18 protein-coding genes are annotated in these 20,935 nt (G+C 64.4%); 6 read left to right on the top strand and 12 right to left on the bottom strand.

What is annotated here, in order from left to right; genetic code table 11:
• Positions 1-59: 59 nt before the first annotated feature.
• Together PSOLE_RS02410 and PSOLE_RS02405 are read left to right on the top strand one after the other, a co-directional pair.
• Positions 60-779 carry a hypothetical protein gene (locus PSOLE_RS02410; protein ID WP_074855763.1) on the top strand — a complete coding sequence of 240 codons (720 nt, stop codon included), beginning with the start codon at positions 60-62 and terminating at the stop codon, positions 777-779.
• A complete protein-coding gene (locus PSOLE_RS02405; RefSeq protein WP_074855764.1) occupies positions 776-2,038 on the top strand; it encodes a hypothetical protein in 1,263 nt (420 codons plus the stop codon). Before PSOLE_RS02410 ends, PSOLE_RS02405 begins: the two co-directional genes overlap by 4 nt.
• A 47-nt stretch (positions 2,039-2,085) precedes the next feature.
• Here PSOLE_RS02405 and PSOLE_RS02400 read toward each other — a convergent pair whose 3' ends face one another.
• Together PSOLE_RS02400 and PSOLE_RS02395 are read right to left on the bottom strand one after the other, a co-directional pair.
• Positions 2,086-3,453, bottom strand: a complete 1,368-nt coding sequence (locus PSOLE_RS02400; protein WP_074855766.1) for a glutamine synthetase family protein — start codon at positions 3,451-3,453, stop codon at positions 2,086-2,088.
• 90 nt (positions 3,454-3,543) lie between these two features.
• On the bottom strand, positions 3,544-4,935 hold the full coding sequence (locus tag PSOLE_RS02395; RefSeq protein WP_039965443.1) for an aspartate aminotransferase family protein: 1,392 nt from the start codon (positions 4,933-4,935) through the stop codon (positions 3,544-3,546).
• 240 nt (positions 4,936-5,175) lie between these two features.
• Here PSOLE_RS02395 and PSOLE_RS02390 point away from each other — a divergent pair, with 240 nt between their 5' ends.
• Positions 5,176-5,829 (top strand): GntR family transcriptional regulator, encoded by a 654-nt coding sequence (locus tag PSOLE_RS02390; RefSeq protein WP_074855768.1) that lies wholly within the window; start codon positions 5,176-5,178, stop codon positions 5,827-5,829.
• 153 nt (positions 5,830-5,982) lie between these two features.
• On the opposite strand, the gene PSOLE_RS02385 is transcribed toward PSOLE_RS02390, so the two are convergent.
• Positions 5,983-6,390, bottom strand: a complete 408-nt coding sequence (locus PSOLE_RS02385) for an SMI1/KNR4 family protein (RefSeq protein WP_074855771.1) — start codon at positions 6,388-6,390, stop codon at positions 5,983-5,985.
• Positions 6,391-6,494: 104 nt separating this feature from the next.
• On the opposite strand from PSOLE_RS02385, the gene PSOLE_RS02380 reads away from it, so the two are divergent.
• Positions 6,495-6,965: a GNAT family N-acetyltransferase gene (locus PSOLE_RS02380; protein ID WP_074855773.1), complete on the top strand. Its 471-nt coding sequence runs from the start codon at positions 6,495-6,497 to the stop codon at positions 6,963-6,965.
• A gap of 278 nt (positions 6,966-7,243) precedes the next feature.
• Here PSOLE_RS02380 and PSOLE_RS02375 read toward each other — a convergent pair whose 3' ends face one another.
• From PSOLE_RS02375 to uvrD, 5 genes are all read right to left on the bottom strand, one after another.
• Positions 7,244-8,098, bottom strand: a complete 855-nt coding sequence (locus PSOLE_RS02375; RefSeq protein WP_074855775.1) for a Tim44 domain-containing protein — start codon at positions 8,096-8,098, stop codon at positions 7,244-7,246.
• Between the two features lie 165 nt (positions 8,099-8,263).
• Complete coding sequence (locus tag PSOLE_RS02370) at positions 8,264-8,845, bottom strand: TetR/AcrR family transcriptional regulator (protein ID WP_074855778.1); 582 nt, start codon at positions 8,843-8,845, stop codon at positions 8,264-8,266.
• A 177-nt stretch (positions 8,846-9,022) separates the two neighbouring features.
• A complete protein-coding gene (locus PSOLE_RS02365; protein ID WP_074855780.1) occupies positions 9,023-10,105 on the bottom strand; it encodes a TRAP transporter substrate-binding protein in 1,083 nt (360 codons plus the stop codon).
• A 234-nt stretch (positions 10,106-10,339) separates the two neighbouring features.
• Complete coding sequence (locus tag PSOLE_RS02360; protein WP_003464762.1) at positions 10,340-11,434, bottom strand: TRAP transporter substrate-binding protein; 1,095 nt, start codon at positions 11,432-11,434, stop codon at positions 10,340-10,342.
• Between the two features lie 23 nt (positions 11,435-11,457).
• Positions 11,458-13,641 carry a DNA helicase II gene (gene uvrD, locus PSOLE_RS02355; RefSeq protein WP_074855781.1) on the bottom strand — a complete coding sequence of 728 codons (2,184 nt, stop codon included), beginning with the start codon at positions 13,639-13,641 and terminating at the stop codon, positions 11,458-11,460.
• Between the two features lie 288 nt (positions 13,642-13,929).
• On the opposite strand from uvrD, the gene PSOLE_RS02350 reads away from it, so the two are divergent.
• A complete protein-coding gene (locus tag PSOLE_RS02350) occupies positions 13,930-16,812 on the top strand; it encodes a GGDEF and EAL domain-containing protein (protein ID WP_074855783.1) in 2,883 nt (960 codons plus the stop codon).
• 33 nt (positions 16,813-16,845) lie between these two features.
• On the opposite strand, the gene PSOLE_RS02345 is transcribed toward PSOLE_RS02350, so the two are convergent.
• A complete protein-coding gene (locus PSOLE_RS02345) occupies positions 16,846-17,271 on the bottom strand; it encodes a VOC family protein (protein WP_074855859.1) in 426 nt (141 codons plus the stop codon).
• Between the two features lie 143 nt (positions 17,272-17,414).
• On the opposite strand from PSOLE_RS02345, the gene PSOLE_RS02340 reads away from it, so the two are divergent.
• Complete coding sequence (locus tag PSOLE_RS02340; protein WP_074855785.1) at positions 17,415-18,269, top strand: LysR substrate-binding domain-containing protein; 855 nt, start codon at positions 17,415-17,417, stop codon at positions 18,267-18,269.
• Between the two features lie 119 nt (positions 18,270-18,388).
• Here PSOLE_RS02340 and PSOLE_RS02335 read toward each other — a convergent pair whose 3' ends face one another.
• The 3 genes from PSOLE_RS02335 to PSOLE_RS02325 form a co-directional block, all read right to left on the bottom strand.
• Positions 18,389-19,159 carry a MetQ/NlpA family ABC transporter substrate-binding protein gene (locus PSOLE_RS02335; protein WP_003464754.1) on the bottom strand — a complete coding sequence of 257 codons (771 nt, stop codon included), beginning with the start codon at positions 19,157-19,159 and terminating at the stop codon, positions 18,389-18,391.
• Between the two features lie 64 nt (positions 19,160-19,223).
• A complete protein-coding gene (locus PSOLE_RS02330) occupies positions 19,224-19,892 on the bottom strand; it encodes a methionine ABC transporter permease (protein WP_003464751.1) in 669 nt (222 codons plus the stop codon).
• Entirely contained in the window at positions 19,892-20,899 is a 1,008-nt protein-coding gene (locus tag PSOLE_RS02325) for a methionine ABC transporter ATP-binding protein (RefSeq protein ID WP_003464748.1), read from the bottom strand. The genes PSOLE_RS02330 and PSOLE_RS02325 overlap by 1 nt, the downstream gene beginning before the upstream one ends.
• Positions 20,900-20,935 lie beyond the last annotated feature (36 nt).

The raw sequence follows: 20,935 nt of genomic DNA, 5'->3' as shown, positions 1-20,935 counted from the left end.
GCGCTGCCGCGCTGTGCGTCGCCCGGCTAATATGGGGTTTTGCTTGGTTAGGATGCCAGATGATGCCCTTGCGCCACATTCCCCTTATGTTGCTTGGCCTGCTCGCCCTGCCGGCACTGGCAGAACAAACGTGCGATACACCGGCGCAGTGCAACCAGGAGGGCTCGGCCGCCTATCAGGCCGGTCGTTTCGAGGTGGCCATCGAGTCCTTCGAACGTCAGCTGCGTCGCGTCGAGAACGAAGATGAAGCTGGGCTCGAGCTCGCCGTTAACAATCTGATGTTGGCCAACCTGCGCGCCGATGACGCCGGCATGGCCCGCGCCTGGCTGCAGTTGGCACTGGACACCAACCTTTACGGTTCGGCAACGCGGCACAACCTGATCAAGGTCAGCCAGGCGCTGGATTACCCGGCACTGAGTGCCAGCCCGGTAGGCCGCTACCTGCGCTACAGCGGCCAGGCGGTGTGGAGCGAACTGCAGATCAGCGAGATTCCTGGCGGCGGTTATCACGCCAGCTTCGCGCCGTTGCGCGCGGGGGCGCGGGTCGAGGAGTACGGCCCGGCGGCCGTCGGTGAGCTTGAGGGCAAGCTGGTCGGCGACGCTGTGCAGATGCGCCTGGAGGATGCCGCGCTGAATGCTGGTTGCGCGGTGAGTCTGCTGCGCGAGGGAATCTCGCTGCGCGTGCTGGAAGTGTTCGCCGATGGCTGCCAGGACTATGGCGGCATGGGCATCAGCGTGGCGGGCGACTACATCAAGGTCGATGCGCAGGTGCGTCAGTGAGCCGACGGGATGGCCTGCTGGGTGCTGTGATTCTGGCGCTGGCGCTGCTGGTCGGTGGCAGCGCCTGGCTGCGTGATGAGCCGCTTGGCACTCAGGTGCAGGACTGGCAGCAGCAGGTGCAGGCGGCGACCGGCGAAAGCCGCGCGTACCTTTTCCTCAACGGGATCGATGCGCCTTTCGATGAGCAGCCCGAGGCACTGGGTAAGGCCCGTCTGCAGCACTACGAGCGCTGGTACGCCGGGCGCGGCGTGACCGATAGCGATTATTCGGGGCCGACCGTTGCCAGCCTGTCGTTGCCAGAAGGGCGACTGTTCTGCCGAATCGAGGCGCTCGGCTGCTTCGACAGCCTGCTGGCACAGGCCGACCTGGGCAGCCGTATCGCCCCCGATTGGTTCGCTCTGCAGCGGCGCTACTGGGATTTTCTCAACATGGACGACTACCGCACGCTGACCTCGGTGAGTGTCGCCGAGCCGGTACCGCGACTCACTTATGTGTACGCGGGCCAGCAGGTGCTCAATCTACTGATGCTGCAAATGGCCCGTGATGGTCAGGGTGATGTGGCACAGGGAGGGCTGCGCGAGGAGCTCAGGCTACTGCGCCAGCAACTGGCGCGTGCGGACAACCTGGTGCTGAAGATGCTGCTGGGCGTGTTGGTCAACCGCAATCTGGAATGGCAGGTCCGCCTGTATCGCCAGGGGCTGATCCCGCGCCCGTCGGTTCCGAAGCCGTTCAGCGTGGACGAGCGCTCGCTGCTCAAGCCCATGCAGCGCGAGTTCTACGGTATCGCGCAGATGTATGCGCAACTGCCGGAGAGCGTCTCCGGCCGGGAATACCTTGGCCTGCAGCTGTTCTTCCGCCCGCAGATGACCATCAACGCCAGCCTGGCGCCGTATGCGCGGGCTGTGCAGTTGTCGCAGCTGGAGCCAGAGGCGTTTGCCGCAGCGATGCAGGAGCCGGCTCCCGGGCCGGCCTCGGTTGGCGGCATACGCAACCGGGCCGGCAATATCCTGCTGACCGTTGCCGGCCCTGACATGCGCCGGTATGCCGGGCGTTTGCATGACCTGGAGGCCAAGCGCCGTTTGCTGGCCGTGGTGGTGAGCCTGCCTCCGGGGCCTTTCGATGCCGAGCAGCTGGCCAAGATGCCGGATGCCCGCAACCCCTACCATCCGACACAGCTGGCCGAACCCGACGGACAAGGCCAGCTATGCTTCGACGGCCCGCACGAGGCAGGATTCAATGGGCGCTGCATGCCGCTGTAGATAAGGGTGTGCGGCAGGGCTCGCCGCCAACTTATCGTCCGCGACGATCAGGCGTGAGTCAGATACCAACGCCAATCCTGCTCGCCCACTTCGCCCATGAACTGACGGAACTCGGCCCACTTGATCGCCAGGAATACCCTGAGGAAGTCCTCGCCTAGCGCTTCGCGTGCCCAGCTCGAATCTTCCAGGTTGCGCAGGGCGGTGAGCCAGTCGGTGGGCAGGGTTTCACGGGCCTGTTCGTAGCCATTGCCGACGATGGCTGCGCCTGGGTCGAGCTGCTCGCGGATGCCCTTGTGGATGCCGGCGAGGATCGCGGCTGCCGCCAGATAGGGGTTGGCATCGGCACCGCAGATGCGGTGCTCGACATGGCGACTGTTGGCCGGCCCGCCGGGAACGCGGAATGACACGGTGCGGTTGTTCACCCCCCAGCTCTTGGCCAGCGGCGCGTAGCTGTTGGCCTGGAAGCGGCGGAAGGAGTTGGCGTTGGGGCAGAAGATCGCCATGGCATCGCCCAGCGTTGTCATCATGCCGCCAATGGCATGGCGCAGCAGCGGCGTGCCTTGTGGGTCTTCCGATGCCATCAGGTTGTTGCCCTCGGCATCGGCCAGCGACACGTGCATATGCATGCCGCTGCCAGCCAGGTCGCCGAACGGCTTGGCCATGAAGCAGGCCTGCAAGCCGTGTTTGTTGGCCACGCCCTTGACCAGGCGCTTGTAGCGTACGCCTTCGTCTACCGCCTGCAGTGCATCGAAACGGTGCTCCAGGGTCAGCTCGAGCTGGCCCGGCGCGTATTCGGAGATGGCCGTGCGCACCGGCAGGCCCTGCGCCTCGCAGGCGGCGTAGAGGTCGTCGAGGAACGGCTGCATCTGCTCCAGCTCGTACACGCCGTAGACCTGCGGCGCCTGTGGGCGCACGCCGTTCATCTGTACGGCGGGCTGTGGGCGGCCATTGGCGTCACGCTGCTTGTCCAGCAGGTAGAACTCCAGCTCCACCGCCATTACCGGGTGATAACCATCGGCCTTGAGCGCCTCGATGGCACGTACCAGCACGTGGCGTGGGTCGCCCGGCGTGGCCGGCAGACCCTGGGTCGGGTGCATGCTCACCTGCACCTGGCCGGTGGGCACCACGCGCCAGGGTTGCAGGGTCAGGCTGCCGGGCAGCGGGTAGGTCCAGCAGTCGGCGTCGGCCACTTCCCAGACCAGGCCGCTTTCCTCGACGTCCTCGCCCTGGATGGTCAGCGACAGGATCGAGCTGGGCAGCGGTCGGCCGTTTTCGTAGATGGCCAGCAGCTCGTCGCGATGCAGCAGCTTGCCGCGCGGGATGCCGTTGGCGTCGATCAGCATCAGCTCGATGCTGCGGACCTCGGGGTGGGCGGCGAGAAAGTCGCGGGCTTCCTGCGGGTTGGCGAATTGCATGGTGATTCTCACAGTGAGTCGTTATCTCGTGGGAGGCGCTTTAGCGGCGACTGTCGCGGCTAAAGCCCCTCCCACAGGCTGATCGATGAATTACTCGCGGGCGCCGGGGATGGCCAGCAGCTCGGTGAGGGCTTGATCGAGCATCGTGATCAGCTTGTCCACATCCTGCGCTGTGGTGCTCGGGCAACACAGGGTCATATTGTGGAACGGGGTGATCAGGATGCCGCGGTTGATCAGGTACAGGTGCAGGGCCATCTGCAGCTCGTCATGGAATGCCGCTTCAGCCTCGGCACCGGTGCGTGGCGACGTGGCGCAGAACTGGAATTCGCAGCGTGCGCCCAGCTCGGTCACCGACCAGTTCAGGTTGTGCTTGCCGATCAACTGACGCAAGCCCTCGGCCAGGCGCGCCGCCAGCGGCAGCATGTGGTCGTAGGCCGCCTGGGTCATCACCTGTTCCAGGTTGGCGCGCATGCAGTGCATGGCCAGGGCGTTGGCCGACAGGGTGGTGCCCATGCCGCTGTGGCCGTGACCGTGGCTTTCTTCACTGTCGCGCTGACGCGCCTTAGTCATGGCGCCTGCCATCTCTGCGCTGCAACCGAAGACGCCGCAAGGCACGCCGCCGGCGATGGGTTTGCCGACCACGAAGAAGTCCGGGTCGAGGCCCCACAGTCGCGTGCAGCCGCCGATGTCGGTGGAGATGGTGTGGGTTTCGTCGATGATCAGCAGGCTGCCGTACTTGCGCGTCAGCTCGCGGCACTTCTGCATAAAGCCCGGATCGGGCAGCACCATGCCGATATTGGTCATCGCCGGCTCGCAGAGCAGGGCGCAGACATCGCCCTGAGCCAGCGCCGCTTCCAGCGCCTCGACATCGTTGAAGGGTATGGCGCGGCTGTGCTCGGTCAGGTCATAGGCCTGGCCGACCAGACCGGAGCGGTGCACGGTCTGGCCATCGCGATGACGCACCATGACGTCGTCGACGGTGCCGTGGTAGCAGCCGTCGAACACCAGCAGGGTCTTGCGCTGAGTGATGGCGCGCGCCCAGCGCAGCACGTAGCGGTTGGAGTCGGTGGCGGTGGCGGTCACCTGCCAGTAGGGCAGGCCGAAGCGCTGGGCCAGCAGCTCGCCGCATACCACAGCGTCCTCGCCGGGCAGCATGGTGGTCAGGCCATTGTTCGCTTGCTCGGCGAGGGCGCGCGCGACCGGGTCGGGCGAGTGGCCGAACATGGTGCCGGTGTCGCCCAGGCAGAAGTCGATGTACTCGTGACCGTCCACATCGAAGAAACGTGCGCCCTTGGCACGTTCGACGAACAGTGGCACCGGCGTCGACCAATCGGCCATCCAGTGCATCGGTACGCCGCCGTACAGCGAGTGGCGGGCGCGTTCGGCCAGGGCCACCGACTTCGGGTTGCGTTCGAGGAAGCGCGCGCGCTCACGGGCAGCGAAGGTTTCCACGGCGGTTGCGGCGATACCACTGGCAGTCATCTTGAACACCTCGTTCGGATTTCCGCACATCATATTTTGTGATCACAGAAATCGCAATATCCACTTATTGAACCTATATGAGTTAGTATTTGGCTAACTTTGTGATCACAAAAAAATGAAGCAGACGAACGGCGATCACTCGTTCCTGTCGGCCCGATCTTCGTTCAATGGAGAAACTCATGCGTGACTGCCTGCTTACCCTCTCCCAGCTTCCTGCACCGCCAAAGGGGCATTGAAACCATGAGCGATAATCTGCAGGAACAGCTGTACCAACGTATTCGTGAGGGATTGCTGGCCGGACGTTTTCAGCCGGGGCAAGCCTTGAAGATCCGCGACCTGGCGGCCGAGTGGGGTACCAGCCCGATGCCGGTGCGTGCGGCTCTGCAACGTTTGGTGGCCGAGGGCGCGCTGGAGGGCGAGCAGCAGCGCTCGGTGCGAGTCCCGTCGATGACCCGCGAGCGCTACAAAAACATCTTTCAGGTGCGCCTGGCGCTGGAGGGTCTGGCCGTTGAACTGGCGACACCGCGTCTCACGGCCGATGATCTGGGCACGCTGCGCGAGTGTGTCAAAAGCATGGACAGTGCCATCGAGCAGCGCCAGGTGCAGGACTACCTCAACGCCAACAGCCAGTTTCACCTGCATTTGTACGGTGCATGTGGCAACCCGGTGTTGCTGCGTTCGATCGAGTCGCTATGGCTGCAGATCGGCCCCTTCTTCAACCGCCTGTTCACCGGCGCCGACCTGTCGCTGCGGCTCAATGACTTTCATGAAGACGCCTTTGCCGCTATCGAAGCCGGCGATGCCAAGGGCGCTCGCCAGGCGATGGAACAGGATCTGCTTTACTTCGCGCGCTTTCTGCTCAACCTGCTGGCGTTGGAGCAGGGCGAGGTGTGAGGGTGCTGTTCGCGTAACTCGCTTGATGAGGTTCGCGGCTGAAGCCCCTCCCTCGGGGCTGAGTCTCGGAGACATATCGTGGGAGGCGCTTCAGCGGCGACGGCGTTCGCGAAGCCGATAGTCCGTATGGCGCACCCCAGGGCGAAGGCGTGATCAGCTTTCCAGCCAGACGTCACGGCACCAGTGCCAGACCGAGTCCCAGCTTTCGTCGGTCAGCTCGCCTTCGTCGCCATCCCACAGCCAGACCTGGCCTTCCACGTCCACCGCGTAGTAATCGCGGCCGTCCTGGCACAGTGGCACCAGATCGCGCGGCAGGCCGAGATCCCAGGCCACCGAGGCGACTTCCGGCAGGTAGGTGTGCGAGTGCGGATCACTGGCGGTCACCGGCTCCAGGCGGCCGTAGACCACATCACTGACCTTGAGCAGGTATTCGCGCAGCTCGAAGGGCAAGTGGATGAGGATCTGCTCCTGAATCTCCACCAGGGTTTCTTCTTCCGGCAGCTCCAGCGGTACCGGTACCGGCTCGTTGAGTTCGCGCAACTGTTCGATGACTTCTTCCACGGCGTCGGCTCCTCATCAGGGTGGATCGGCTTTATACAGTAGCTGGCCGGCAGAATGAAAACATGTCGTCGTCACTGCATACTGGCGCTTTTGCGGAGCCTTTCATGTCATCTCTTACCTGGCACTGCCTGCACCACAGCGAACTCGATGCTGCGACCCTCTATGAACTGCTGGCACTGCGCACCCAGGTGTTCGTGGTCGAGCAGAACTGCCCCTATCTGGAAACCGATGGCCAGGACCTGGTCGGTGACACCTGCCACCTGCTGGCACGCGACGAGTCGGGGTTGGTGGGCTATCTGCGCCTGCTCGATCCGCAGCATATGGAAGGCGAGGTGGTGATCGGTCGCGTGCTGACCGCCGAGCGGGCACGCGGCAGCGGGCTGGGCCATCGGCTGATGGAGCGGGCGCTGGTCGAGTGTGGTCAGCGTTGGCCGGGGGCGCCGGTTTATCTGTCGGCGCAGGCGCACCTGCAGGGCTACTACGGGCGTTATGGCTTCGTGGCGGTGACCGAGGTGTATCTGGAGGACGACATCCCGCATATCGGCATGCGCCGGGCTGCTACTGATCTGTCGTGAGGGGCTGTAGGAGCGGCTTCAGCCGCGATAACCGGCAAATGCCGAAATAAAAACCCGGGCAAGCCCTAATGCTGTTCACTTAAGGTTGCACACGTTTGGCTCCCCTCTCCCATTTATGGGAGAGGGGCTGGGGGAGAGGGCAGAAAACACCGCAAAACTGCCAGTTTCCCCCTCTCCCTAACCCTCTCCCCGGAGGGGCGAGGGGACTGATCGAGCTCGACCGTTTCTTAAGTGAACAGCATTACGGGCAAGCCCGGGTTTTTAGTGCGCCGTAGCGATCAGTTCTGGCGAATGCCGGCGATCAGCCACGGCTGGTTGTCGCCCTGGGCACGCTCCAGGCGCCAGCTTTCGCTGAAGGGCTCGCCCTGGTCGAAGCGCGAGGTTTTCGACACGCCGCTGAAGGTCAGGGTGGCGATGGTCTTCTCGGCGTTGTCGTCGACACCGTCGAGTTGCACGTCGAGGTTATCGACATAAGTGGACTGGAAGCCGTCACCCAGCTCGGCGCGCTCGCGCTTGAGGAAGTCCAGCAGTTGCGGCGTGACGAACTCGGCGATCTTGTCCATCTCGTCGGCGTCCCAGTGCTGCTGCAGGTTCATGAAGTGCTCGCGACCGGCGGCGATGAAGCTCTGCTCATTGAACCAGGCCGGTGCGTTGATCACCGGAGCGGCCGAGGCCAGACGACCACCGAAGATATTGCTGCCAGCGGCCGGGGCGTTGTCGGCATTTGGCATTTCACGCTGGTACGGCGCACCGGCAGCGGCCATTTGCGGCTGTTGGCGAGCGCGACGGGCGGCGAGGAAGCGGAACAGCAGGAAGGCGATCAGGCCGAAGATCAGCATGTCCATGATCTGCAGGCCTTCGAAACCGTCACCCATGAACATCGAGGCCAGCAGGCCACCGGCGGCCAGACCGGCCAGCGGGCCGAGCCAGCGCGAAGCACCGCTGGCGGCAGCGGCAGGCTGTTGACGACCGGGTGCCTGGGCAGCCGATTGCGCCGGCGGCGTGGCCTGGCGGGTCTGGTGGCTGGGTGCGGAGCCGAAGGATTTGCCACCGCCAAAACGCTTGGCGTGGGCTTCGAAACTGAAGGTCAGTGCCAGGCACAGAACCATGGCGATACTGAGGAAACGCTGCATCACGGTTTTCTCTCTTATGGAAAAGCTTGGCCGGCATCTTGCCCGTCATAGGGGGGGCATGACCAGTGACAGAATGTTTCCGGCTTTTGCCTGTAGGGCGAGCACCCTGCGATTTGTCCGTGTAGCCCGATGCAATCCGCAACCATGGCCCCGGATTTCATCGGGCTACGGGCGTTGCAGCAGCAGAGGCAGCGGGCCGCAGCGCAGTTGAGCGCGCAGGAAGCCGCGGAAGGTTGCTGCGTCTTCTTCGGGATGGCGCAGCCAGTGCACGAAGCTGCGCAGGTAGGCGCCGGTGAGCAGGGTTTCTTCGGCGATACGGCGCAGGTGCAGGCTTTGCCGGCCGGCTGCTTCGCGCCACCACTGCACGGTGCGGCTGATGCGCATCAGGCCGAGCACCTGCAGGTGGATATGCCCGGGTTCGAGCTTGTACAGCAGCATCTGCCCGGTCACTGCGCGATGGGCTGCCAGGCTCTCGAGCCAGGCCAGCAGGCAGCTTTCCAGACGTTGTTCGGCGTTCAGACCCTGCAGATCGGGATTTCTGGCGTGGCCGAGCATGGCCAGATCGGCGCGGTCGAACCAGGCTTCCACCAGGTCGTCCTTGTCGCGGTAATGGCGGGCGATATCGTCCAGGCCGATGTCGAGTGCGGCGGCGACGTCGAACAGGTGCAGGCGCTCCCAGCCACATACGTCGGCCAGGTGCAGGGCGCTGTCGAGGATCTGGGCGGGGTCAGTCGGTTTGTTCTTCATCCGTGAAGTATGGCCGCCAGGGCATGAGGCGCAGCCTGGAACGACAAACGGAGCCGGATAGGTCAGATGTGGCCGCGCCGAACGGGTAGGAGCGGCGCTCCGCCGCGAACCTGAGGTAATACAGCTTCGCCCCGGGGCGGGGCTCCCACAAGGGTAAGGGCTATAACCCTGAGCGGCTCAGCGCCAGTCGTACAGCTCTTTCTCCGACAGCGCCTGCATCGAGGTGGCCAGCGCCTGGAACGCCTGCATCGAGGCCCAGATGCGGCCATTGAGTTCGCTTTGTGCGGCCAGCTCGCCCAGTACCTGTTCGCTCTCGTTTTGCATCGCCTGCAGCACTTCGTCGGGGAAGCGTTTGAGCAGCGTGCCGCTCTTCTTCAGTTCATCCAGCGCCAGGGCGTTGTGGTAGACGTAGTCGTCCATCATGTCCTGGGTCGCCGCACGCGCCGCTTCGGTGACGATGGCCTGCAGGTCGGCGGGCAGGGCGTCGAAGGCTTTCTGGTTGATCAGCAGTTCGAGCACCGACTGCGGCTCCTGCCAGCCCGGGTAGTAATAGTACTTGGCGGCTTTGTGCAGGCCGAAGGCCAGGTCGTTGTAGGGGCTGACCCAGTCGGTGGCGTCGATGGCACCGGTCTGCAGGGCGGTGAAGATTTCGCCACCCGGCATCACTACGGTGGTCGCACCCAGGCGGCTCCAGACTTCGCCGCCGAGGCCCGGCATACGGATCTTCAGGCCTTTAATGTCAGCCAGGCTGTTGATTTCCTTGTTGAACCAGCCGCCCATCTGCATGGTGCTGTTGCCCGCCGTCAGCGGCTTGAGGCCGAACGGCGCGTAGGCTTCGTCCCACAGCGCCTGGCCGCCGCCCTTGTTCAGCCAGGCGTTCATTTCCAGGGTGGACAGGCCGAAGGGCACCGCACCGAAGAACTGCGCGGCCGGCACCTTGCCCTTCCAGTAATAGGGTGTGCCGTGGCCGAGTTCCGCCGTACCGCGCGACACGGCGTCGAACACCTCCAGCGCCGGCACCAGCTCGCCAGCGGCATAAACCTTGATGGTCAGACGCCCGGCGCTCATGGCGTTGACGCGCTCGGCCAGGCGTTCGGCCGCGGTGCCGGTGCCGGGTGCGTTCTTCGGCCAGGTGGTGACCATCTTCCAGTGGAAGGTTTGCGTGGGGGCTGCGGCCTGGTCGGCCGGTGCGGAGTCGTCCTTGCAGCCGATCAGGCCGAGGGCGAGCAGAGGCAGGAGAAGCAGAGAGCGAAGGCGCATGGGCAGTCATCCCTGAGGAAGAACGGGGCTCTTGGTGGTCGATACCTGTTAGTCAAGCTACGCGCCGAGTCTGTAGGAGCGGCGCCTCGCCGCGAACCCGGGCTCGAAACAATGCCGGGTGCGCTCTTGGCTATCATTGCGCCGATGGCGGGCGGTATAAGCTTCGCCCCGAGGCGGGGCTCCCACACACAATAATGCGTTGGGAGCCTGGCCTGAAGGGACTCTCTTGTTGAATCAACGCCAGTTGTACAGCTCTTTCTCGGTCAGCGCCTGCATGGCGCTGGCTTCTTCGAGGAAGGCTTTCTGCGAGGCCCAGATGCGACCGTTGAGGTCGTTCTCGGCGGCCAGGGCTTCGAGCACCAGGTTGGACTGCTCACGCATGGCTTGCAGCACCTCATCCGGCAGGCGCTTGAACTGCACGCCTTCGCTCTTCAGGCTCTGCAGCGCCTTGGCGTTGTTGAACACGTAGTCGTCCATCATGTCCAGGGTCGCGGCACGCGCGGCTTCGACGACGATGGCTTGCAGGTCGGTCGGCAGTGCGTCGAAGGCCTTCTGGTTGACCATGGCCTCGACCACCGCCTGCGGCTCCTGCCAGCCCGGGAAGTAGTTGTACTTGGCAGCCTTGTGCAGGCCGAAGGCCAGGTCGTTATAGGGGCCGACCCAGTCGGTGGCATCGATGGCACCGGTCTGCAGGGAGGTGAAAATCTCGCCGCCCGGCAGGTTGACGGTGATCGCACCCAGACGGCTCCAGACTTCGCCGCCGAGGCCCGGCATGCGGATCTTCAGGCCTTTGATGTCGTCCAGGCTGTTGATTTCCTTATTGAACCAGCCGCCCATTTGCATGGTGGTGTTGCCCGCCGACAGCGGCTTCACACCGAACGGTGCGTAGGTTTCATCCCACAGCGCCTGGCCACCGCCGTGGCTGAGCCAGGCGTTCATTTCCAGAGTCGAAAGACCGAACGGCACGCTGCTGAAGAACTGCGCAGCCGGGATTTTGCCTTTCCAGTAGTACGGCGTGCCGTGGCCCATCTCGGCGGTGCCGCGCGAGACGGCATCGAACACTTCCAGCGCTGGCACCAGCTCACCAGCGGCGTAGACCTTGACGGTCAGGCGCCCGGCACTCATGGCGTTGATGCGCTCGGCCAGGCGCTCGGCAGAGGTGCCCAGACCAGGGAAGTTCTTCGGCCAGGACGTGACCATCTTCCAGTGGACGGTTTCTGCCGGCTTGGTAGCGGCTTGTTCGCTGGCGGCCTTGTCTTCTTTGCAGCCAGCCAGGCCGATGGCGGCGATCAGTGCCACGGCGGCGCCGAACAGATTGCGGCGTTTCATCGATTCTCTCCAGATAGGGTGTGCTAGTAGGCTTCCAGCTTGGCGTACGCCAGCATCAGCCACTTACTGCCTTCGTTTTCGAAGTTCACTTGGACCCGCGCCTGGGCGCCAGCACCCTCGAAATTGAGGATGGTGCCCTCGCCGAACAGGCTGTGACGTACGCGCTGGCCCAGACTAAAGGGCGTTTCCGGCACGGCGCTGCCGGCGAACAGGCTGCCGCCACCCATCGAGCTGGTGCTCACCGGGCGGCTGACGCTGTTGCTCAGGCGCACCTCCTGAATCAGCGGTGCGGGGATTTCGCGGACGAAGCGCGACACCTTGTTGTAGGTCTCGCTACCGTAGAGACGCCGGGTTTCGGCGTAGCTGATCACCAGCTTCTGCATGGCACGGGTAATGCCGACATAGGCCAGGCGGCGTTCTTCTTCCAATCGGCCCGGTTCTTCCAGGCTCATCTTGTGCGGGAACAGACCCTCTTCCATGCCCACCAGGAACACCAGGGGGAATTCCAGGCCCTTGGCGCTGTGCAGGGTCATCAGTTGAATACTGTCTTCGTTCTCTGCGGCCTGGGTGTCCCCGGCCTCCAACGAGGCATGGGTGAGGAAGGCCTGCAGCGGGGTCAGCTCGTCGTCTTCATCGTTCTCGAAGGTGCGTGCGGCGCTGACCAGTTCCTCCAGGTTTTCCACCCGGGCCTGGCCCTTCTCACCTTTTTCCGCCTCGTGATAGGCGAGCAGGCCGCTCTTTTCGATGACCACCTGGGTCATCTGGTGCAGCGGCATGGCCAAGACCTGCTCGGCCAGGCTGTCGATCAGTTCGATGAAGCCGGCCAGGGCCCCCGAGGCACGGCCCGGCAGAGCCTTGACCGCCAGCATCAGGCGGATCGCCTCCCACATGTGCACGTCATGGGCGCGGGCGTACTCGCGGATGGTTTCGATGGTCTTCTCGCCGATGCCGCGCGCCGGCACGTTGATGATGCGCTCCAGCGCCGCATCGTTACCGCGCCCGTCGAGCAGGCGCAGGTAGGCCATGGCGTTCTTGATTTCGGCACGCTCGAAGAAGCGCTGACCGCCGTAGATGCGGTAGGGGATCTTCTCGCGCAGCAGCGCCTCTTCCAGCACCCGCGACTGGGCGTTGGAGCGATAGAGAATGGCGATCTCGCTGCGCTTGAGGCCGTCCTTGCGCAGGGCGTCCTCGATGGTCTCGACCACGTAGCGCGCTTCGTCGTGCTCGTTGAAGGCGGCATACAGGGCCAGCGGCTCGCCATCGCCGACGTCGGTGCGCAACTCCTTGCCGAGGCGGCCCTGGTTGTTGGCGATCAGCGCGTTGGCGGCATTGAGGATATTGGCGGTGGAGCGGTAGTTCTGCTCCAGGCGGATGATCTCGGCATCGGCGAAATCGCTGTCGAACTGCTGGATGTTCTCGATCTTCGCGCCGCGCCAGCCGTAGATCGACTGATCGTCGTCGCCCACGACCATCAGGCTTTCGCCGCCCTTAGCCAAAAAGCGCAGCCAGGCGTACTGCACGGCGTTGGTGTCCTGGAACTCGTCGACCAGGATATGGCGGAAGCGGCGCTGGTAGTGCTCCAGCAGGCCGGCGTTGTCGCGCCAGAGGTCGAGGGCGCGCAGCAGCAGTTCGGCGAAGTCGATGACGCCGGTGCGCGCACAGGCCGCCTCGTAGGCTTCATAGATGCCGCGCATGGTGGCCAGGAACAGGTCGCCGCTGGCCTGGATGCCTTGCGGGCGGATGCCCTCGTCCTTCTGCCCGTTGATGAACCACTGCGCCTGCTTGGCCGGCCAGCGCTGTTCATCCAGGCCGAGGTCGCGGATTACCCGCTTGATCAGGCGCTGCTGATCGTCGGAGTCGAGAATCTGGAAGTTCTCGGCTAGCTTTGCCTCCTGCCAGTGTGCACGCAGCAGGCGGTGAGCCAGACCGTGGAAGGTACCGACCCACATGCCCGCAGGGGCGTGGCCGAGCACGTCTTCGATGCGGTGGCGCATCTCGGCGGCCGCCTTGTTGGTAAAGGTCACCGACAGGATGCTGTGCGGCGACACGTCCAGGCGCTGGATCAGGAAGGCGATGCGGTGCACCAGCACACGGGTCTTGCCCGAGCCGGCACCGGCCAGCACCAGCTGATGACCCGGCGGCGTGGTAACCGCGTGGTGCTGGGCGGGATTGAGGGTAGTGAGTCTGTGATCGAGGTCATTTTGCATCGCGGCATTCTAGGGGGCCGGACAGGGGAGGGCAAACCGTTGGCCGAGCGTGGAGAAACGCGTCCGATGCAACCGACGACTGGCAGGTCAGGGCGCAGATGCGCCTGGTCAGGCGGCCAAAGGCCATCATGCTCTGCCGGTGCCCGCCAAAAGTTGGGCGTCAAGCTGTGAAAGGGGCCACATCATTGTTGGGCAGAGCGTCTGTCTCGGGTATTCTCCCGCGACGTCAGGGCTGAGGCAGCTGAAAAACACCGCGGCCCCTCAGGCAATCATTACAAGAAATCGCCCATGACCGCCACGACTAGCGCCGAAGTTCAAGAGGTGACGCTGGACCCGCATCAGGCTGAACGTCAGTTCGCCACGGATATTGCCGTCGAGCGTACCCGACTGTTGTTTCAGGGCTCGCGTCTGCCCACGTTGCTCATGCTGCTGGTCGGGCTGGCCTGCAGCCTGTTGCTGTGGAGTCAGCAGAGCGCCCTCATGCTCGCAGCATGGTTGGGCTGGGTGGTGTTGCTGGTGCTGCTGCGTCTGACCCAGGTGAACGCCTTCAACGCGGCGCTGCCGAGCCGCCAGGCCGAACCCTACTGGCGAAACATCTTCCTGTTCGGCGCGGGGGCCTCCGGCCTGACCCTCGCCTTTGCCGTGATCGAGCTGGTGCCGGCCGATGTCTTCTATCAGCAGGCACTGGTTTATGGCCTGATCGCTGCGGCGATTCTGTCGGCCAGCGTGGCCTATGCCGTCAGCTTGTCGGCCTTTCTCAGCTTCGCCTTGCCCTGCCTGCTGCCTTCGGTGGCCTATCTGCTGCTGGCCGACAACAGCCTGCAACGCGGTTGGGGGCTGCTTGGGCTGATCCTGTTTCTTGCCCTGCTGATCGTGGCCTGGCAGGTCAACCGCCTGGTACAGCGCAGCCTGCTGCAACGGTTCTATAACCTGGCGCTGATCAGCAACCTGGAGCATGCCAAGCAGCGCGCCGAAGGGCTCAATGAAGAGCTGGCGCGCGAGGTTGAGCAACGCCGTCGCGCCGAACGTGAGCTGCGCGGTGCCCATGGTGCGCTGGAAATGCGCGTGGCCGAGCGCACCCTGGAGCTGGACGAGGCGACCCATGCCCTGGGCAAGAGCCAGGAGCGCCTGGCCCTGGCGCTGGAGGCCAGTGAGCTGGGGCTGTGGGACTGGGATCTGGAAAGCGATCAGGTGCATCACTCGCACTTGCATGAACTGTTCGGTCTGACGGCGGAGCAGGTGCAGGTGATGCTGCGCGACCTCACCCCGCGTCTGCACCCGGACGACCTGCCACGGCTGCGCCGAGCGCTGGTTCAGCACCTCAAGGGGCGTAGCGAGGATTACCAGATCGAGTACCGCGTGCGTCATGTCGATGGCCACTGGGTCTGGGTCGAAGACCGTGGCCGTGCGGTCGAGCGCGACGCCGCCGGTCGTGTCCGGCGCATGCTCGGCACGCGACGTGACGTCAGCGCGCGGCGCCAGCAGGAGCAGCAGCAACGTCTGGCCGCGACCGTGTTCGAGGCCGCCAGCGAGGGCATCTTCATTCTTGACCCCGACTACCGCGTGCTGGCAGTCAACCGCGCCTTCAGTGCGGTAACCGGCTACAGCAGCGAGGAAGTGATCGGGCGCACGGTGACCAGCCTGTTCAGCAGTGGTGAGATGCGCAGGCAGTATCAGTTGATCCGCCAGGAGCTGGACAGCAACGGCACCTGGCAGGGTGAGCTGATCGAGACGCGCAAGAGCGGTGAACTCTATCCGCAATGGTTGCAGCTCAATCTGGTGCGCGATACCAGCGGTCGGTCCAGTCATATCGTCGGCTTCTTCGCTGATCTCAGTGCGCGGCGCGAGGCCGAGGAGCGCCTGCGCTACCTGTCGCACTACGATGATCTGACCGGCCTGGCCAACCGCAGCCTGTTCAAGGAGCGTCTGCACGATGCCAGCCAGCGCGCCCGCCAGAGCGGCCGCAGCATCGCTCTGGTGCATATCGACCTGGACCGCTTCAAGCTGCTCAACGACAGCCTCGGCCATGAAGTGGCGGATCAATTGCTGCGGCAGATGAGCCGTCGCCTGACCCAGGCCGTGCCGGAAGCTGACTGCATTGCACGGCTCTCGGGTGATGAGTTCGCCATCATCCTCGATGCCTATGGCAGCCTTTCCAGCCTGGCACGGGTGGCCAGTCGGCTGCTGGCCAAGTTGCGTGTGCCAATGACCGTTGGTGGCCACGAACTGGTGATCAGCGCCTCGCTGGGCATCAGCCTGATGCCGGACTACGCGCGCGAGATCAGCGCGCTGATCAGCCAGGCCAATATGGCCGTGCAACATGCCAAACACCTGGGCGGCAACACCTTCCAGTTCTTCACCGACAACCTGCAGGCCTGCACCCTGGAGCGCCTGCAACTGGAGAACCAGCTGCGCAAGGCCATCGACGAAGGCCAGCTGGAGGTGTTCTACCAGCCCAAGCTGAACCTTGCCGACGGCCAGCTCAACGCCGCCGAGGCGCTGGTGCGCTGGCGCCATCCGCAGCAGGGCATGGTGCCGCCGAGCGAGTTCATCGGTCTGGCCGAGGAAACCGGGCTGATCGCACCGATTGGCGAGTTTGTGCTGCGTCAGGCCTGCCGCCAGGCGCGCCAGTGGCAGGAGGAGGGGCTGGCGCAGATACGGGTGTCGGTGAACATCTCGGTGTATCAGTTGCGCCAGGGCAACCTCACCAGCCTGGTGCGCCAGGTGCTCGAAGAAACCGGCCTGGCGCCGCAGTATCTGGAACTGGAGCTGACCGAAAGCCAACTGCTGGATAACGTCGACAGCGTCATCGTCACCTTCCGCCAGCTGCGCGAACTGGGGGTCAAGCTGGCCATCGACGACTTTGGCACCGGCTATTCCTCGCTCAGTTACCTTAAGCGCTTCCCGGTGCATTACGTGAAGATCGACCAGACCTTCATCCGCGACCTGTCACCCGGTGGCGAGGATGCCGCAATCACCCGCGCGATCATCGCCATGGCTCACAGCCTGGAGCTGAAAGTGGTGGCCGAGGGCGTGGAAACCCAGGCACAGATGGACTTTCTCAAGAGCCAGAACTGCGATGAGATCCAGGGCTTTCTGATCAGCCGCCCGGTGGAGGCGAGCACCTTCGCCGAGCTGCTGCGTGCGCAGATCGATAATCCACTGGATTGAACGGCATTTGCTCGCTCCCCAGGTAGCCTGCGTTCACTTGGCGAACAGCTGGCCGATGTCCTTGAACGCCTTGAACTCCAGCGCGTTGCCGCAGGGGTCGAGGAGGAACATGGTGGCCTGCTCGCCGACCTGGTCCTTGAAGCGTACATAGGGCTCGATGACGAATTTCGTTTCGCGGCTGCGCAGGCGCTCGGCCAGCGCTTCCCAGTCAGCCCAGCCGAGCACCACGCCGAAGTGCGGCACCGGTACGTCGTGGCCGTCCACGGGGTTGCTGGCGGCCGACTCCTGGTAGGCCATCTTCGGCGCTTCATGGATCACCAACTGGTGGCCGAAGAAGTCGAAGTCTACCCAGTGGTCGCTGCTGCGACCCTCGGCACAGCCGAATACCTCGCCGTAGAAATGCCGCGCGGCAGCCAGGTCGTACACGGGAATCGCCAGGTGAAAGGGAGCAAGGGCCATCACGCAATACCTCTGATTGTTGTGGGTAGGGCGGGTGAAACCCGCCATCGGTGTTCATTGCACCAGCCTATCAACAGCAAAATTGTTCTAAAGCGAATATCCTTGCGCGCAAGCTCAAATATTTTTGATCAATCGAGGCCTCGATGCTGCGCGAACTGAAAACCTTCGTCACCGTCGCTCGCCTGGGTACCTTCGCTGCCGCTGGCCAGCAGGTGGGGCTGACCCAGTCGGCGGTCAGCGCGCAGATGCGCGTACTCGAGCAGCACCTCGGCGTGCGCCTGTTCGACCGCAGTGGCCGCGCTGCCGTGCTCAACGCCGCCGGCCGGCACGCCTTGCCGCTGGCCGAGCAGATGCTCGCGCTGTATGCGCAGATGGCGCTGCCACAGGCCGCCGATCAATGGCAGGGCGAGTTGCGCGTCGGTGCCATCGCTACCTTGCAGACTGGTCTGCTGGCCGAGGCTTTACCGCGTTTTCGCCAGCTGGCACCGCTCGTCGAGCTGAAGCTGGTGCCGGGCGTTTCCCTACAGCTGTTCAGCCAATTGGATGCCGGTGAGCTGGACCTGGCCCTGTTGATCAAGCCGCCGTTCGCCTTGCCCAAGGAAATCCTGGAAGTGCCGCTGGCACAGGAGCCTTTCGTGCTTATTGCGCCGCTGGACGTGCCGGGCGACGACCCGCTGCGGCTGCTCGCGGAGCAGCCCTTCGTGCGCTACGACCGCGCCTCGTTCGGCGGTCGTCAGGTCAGCCGCTTTCTGCGCGAGCAGCGCCTGAGCGTACGTGAGGCGCTGGAGCTGGATGAACTGGATGCCATCGTGCGCCTGGTGGAAAACGGTATGGGCGTGGCCCTGGTTCCGCGTGCGGGCCTGTGGCTGCAACGGCCGACGCGGCTGTGGGTGATCGAGCTGGGCGCGCTGACCTTCCATCGCGAGCTGGTTGCCCTGGTGCGCCGTGCGCAGCGCCAGCCGGCGCTGGATTGTCTGCTGGAGTGCCTGCGGCGCTGATCCGTATTGTTGGCAGTGCGTACGGCGCACCCTACGGATCGCTGAGATTCCACGCATAAAAATACCGCGCAGCTTTGCAGCGGCGCGGCATTGTTTACAGCAAGAGCGGTCGGCGGCGATCAGAACGCCGGGACGACGGCGCCCAGGTACTTCTCTTCGATGAACTGCTTCACTTCGGCGCTGTGCAGGGCCTTGACCAGCTTCTGTACGGCCTCGCTGTCCTTGTTGTCAGCGCGGGTCACCAGGATGTTCACGTACGGCGAGTCGCTGCCTTCGATGGCCAGGGCGTCCTTGGTCGGGTTCAGCTTGGCTTCCAGGGCGTAGTTGGTGTTGATCAGGGCAAGGTCGACCTGGCTCAGTACGCGCGGCAGGGTGGCCGCTTCCAGTTCACGCACCTTGATCGCTTTCGGGTTCTCGACGATGTCCTTCGGCGTGGCGAGGATGCCGGCTTCCGGCTTGAGTTTGATCACGCCGGCCTTCTGCAGCAGCAGCAGGGCACGGCCGCCGTTGGTGGCATCGTTGGGGATGGCCACGGTGGCGCCTTGCGGCAGCTCGCTCAGATCCTTGATCTTGCTGGAGTAGGCGCCGAAGGGCTCGACGTGCACGCCGGCAACGCTGACCAGCTCGGTCTTGCGGCTGGCGTTGAACTCGTCCAGGTACGGCTGGTGCTGGAAGAAGTTGGCATCGAGGTTCTTCTGCTGTACCTGCAGGTTGGGCTGCACGTAGTCGGTGAACACACGCACCTTCAGCTCCACGCCTTCTTTGGCCAGGGCCGGTTTGACGAACTCGAGGATCTCCGCGTGCGGCACCGGGGTGGCAGCGACGTTGAGGGTTTCGGCCTGGGCCGAGAAGGCCGCGCAGGCGGCGATGGCAGTCAGCAGCTTCTTCATTTCAAGGTTCCTTTTGGGAAGGTTGGTGCGGGTCTCGCAGGTAGCGAGTCGCCGCTTGTCGTGATTACTTGCGAGAAAAATGTATGACCAGTCGATCACCGACCATCTGCAGCACCTGAACCAGAATCAGCAGCAGGATCACGGTCACGGCCATCACGTCCGGTTGGTAGCGCTGGTAGCCGTAGCGCACGGCCAGGTCTCCGAGGCCGCCGCCGCCGATCAGGCCGCTCATGGCGGTGTAAGACACCAGGGTAATCGCGGTGACGGTGGTGGCCGCGAGCAGGCCGGGCAACGCCTCGGGCAGCAGCGCGCGGGTGATGATCTGCCAGGTAGTGGCGCCCATCGCCTGGGTCGCTTCGATGATGCCGCGCTCGACTTCACGCAGGGCGGTTTCCACCAGTCGTGCGAAGAACGGCGTGGCGCCTACCACCAATGGCGGGATGGCGCCGGCCACGCCCAGCGAGGTGCCGACCAGCAGCTCGGTGAAGGGAATCATCAGGATCAGCAGGATGACGAAAGGCACCGAGCGCAGGATGTTCACCACCAGCGACAGCGCGCCATACAGGGCTTTCTGCTCGAACAGTTGGCGCGGGCCGGTGAGGAACAGCAGCACGCCAAGTGGCAGGCCGAGCAGCACGGTGAACAGCATCGAGCCGAGCAGCATGTTCAGGGTGTCGAGGCTGGCCTGCCAGATTTCCGGCCAGAACACGTTGGGCAGCAGTTGTTCGAGCATCAGCGCAGTACCTCCAGATGCACGTCGGCGGCTGCGAAGCGCGCCAGCGCGGCGTCGATGTCGCCACCGGTCAGGGCCAGGGTGAGCTGGCCATAGGGGGTGTCCTTGATGCGGTCGATGCGCCCGGCGAGGATGCTGTAGTCCACCCCGGTCTCACGGGCTACGGTGCCCAGCAGCGGGGCGTAGGTGGCCTCGCCCTGGAAGGTCAGGCGCAGGATACGGCCTTCGACATGGGCGAAGTCATCGCGCTGCTCGGCTTCGTCGACGTGCTCGGACTCCTGCACGAAACGCTTCGTGGTCGGGTGCTGCGGGTGCAGGAACACCTCGGCCACCGGGCCTTCCTCGACGATGATGCCGGCGTCCATCACCGCCACCCGGTCGCAGACGCGGCGGATCACGTCCATCTCGTGGGTGATCAGCACGATGGTCAGGCCCAGTTCGCGGTTGATCTCGGCCAGCAGCTGCAGCACGGCGGTGGTGGTCTGCGGGTCGAGGGCGCTGGTGGCCTCATCGCACAGCAGGATCTTCGGTCGCGTGCTCAGCGCACGGGCGATGCCGACACGCTGTTTCTGTCCGCCTGAGAGCTGCGCGGGGTATTTGTTGGCGTGATCCTGCAGGCCGACGCGGGCCAGCAGCTCGGCGACGCGGGCGTCGATTTCGGCACGGCTCAGTTCGCCGGCCAGACGCAGCGGCATGGCGATGTTGTCGGCCACGGTCTTCGACGACAGCAGGTTGAAGTGCTGGAAGATCATCCCGACCTGCTGGCGGAAGCGGCGCAGGCCATTGGCATCGAGGGCGGTGACGTCGACACCGTCGATCTCGATGCGCCCGCCGGAGGGTTCTTCCAGGCGGTTGATCAGGCGCAGCAGGGTGCTCTTGCCGGCGCCGGAGTGGCCGATGATGCCGAACACCTGGCCGCTGCCGACCTGCAGCGTGGTGGGCTGCAGCGCCGGAATCTCGCGACCGGCGACGCGGTAGGCTTTGTGGACGGATTGAAACTGGATCACGCGAACGACCTTTTGGGTGTGTTCAAGGGCGAGCCC

Source organism: Pseudomonas oleovorans subsp. oleovorans (genome assembly GCF_002197815.1).
Classification (GTDB): Bacteria; Pseudomonadota; Gammaproteobacteria; order Pseudomonadales; family Pseudomonadaceae; genus Aquipseudomonas; species Aquipseudomonas oleovorans.
Note: the sequence above shows the minus strand (reverse complement) of the source record. Positions and strands in the feature narration are given on the sequence as shown.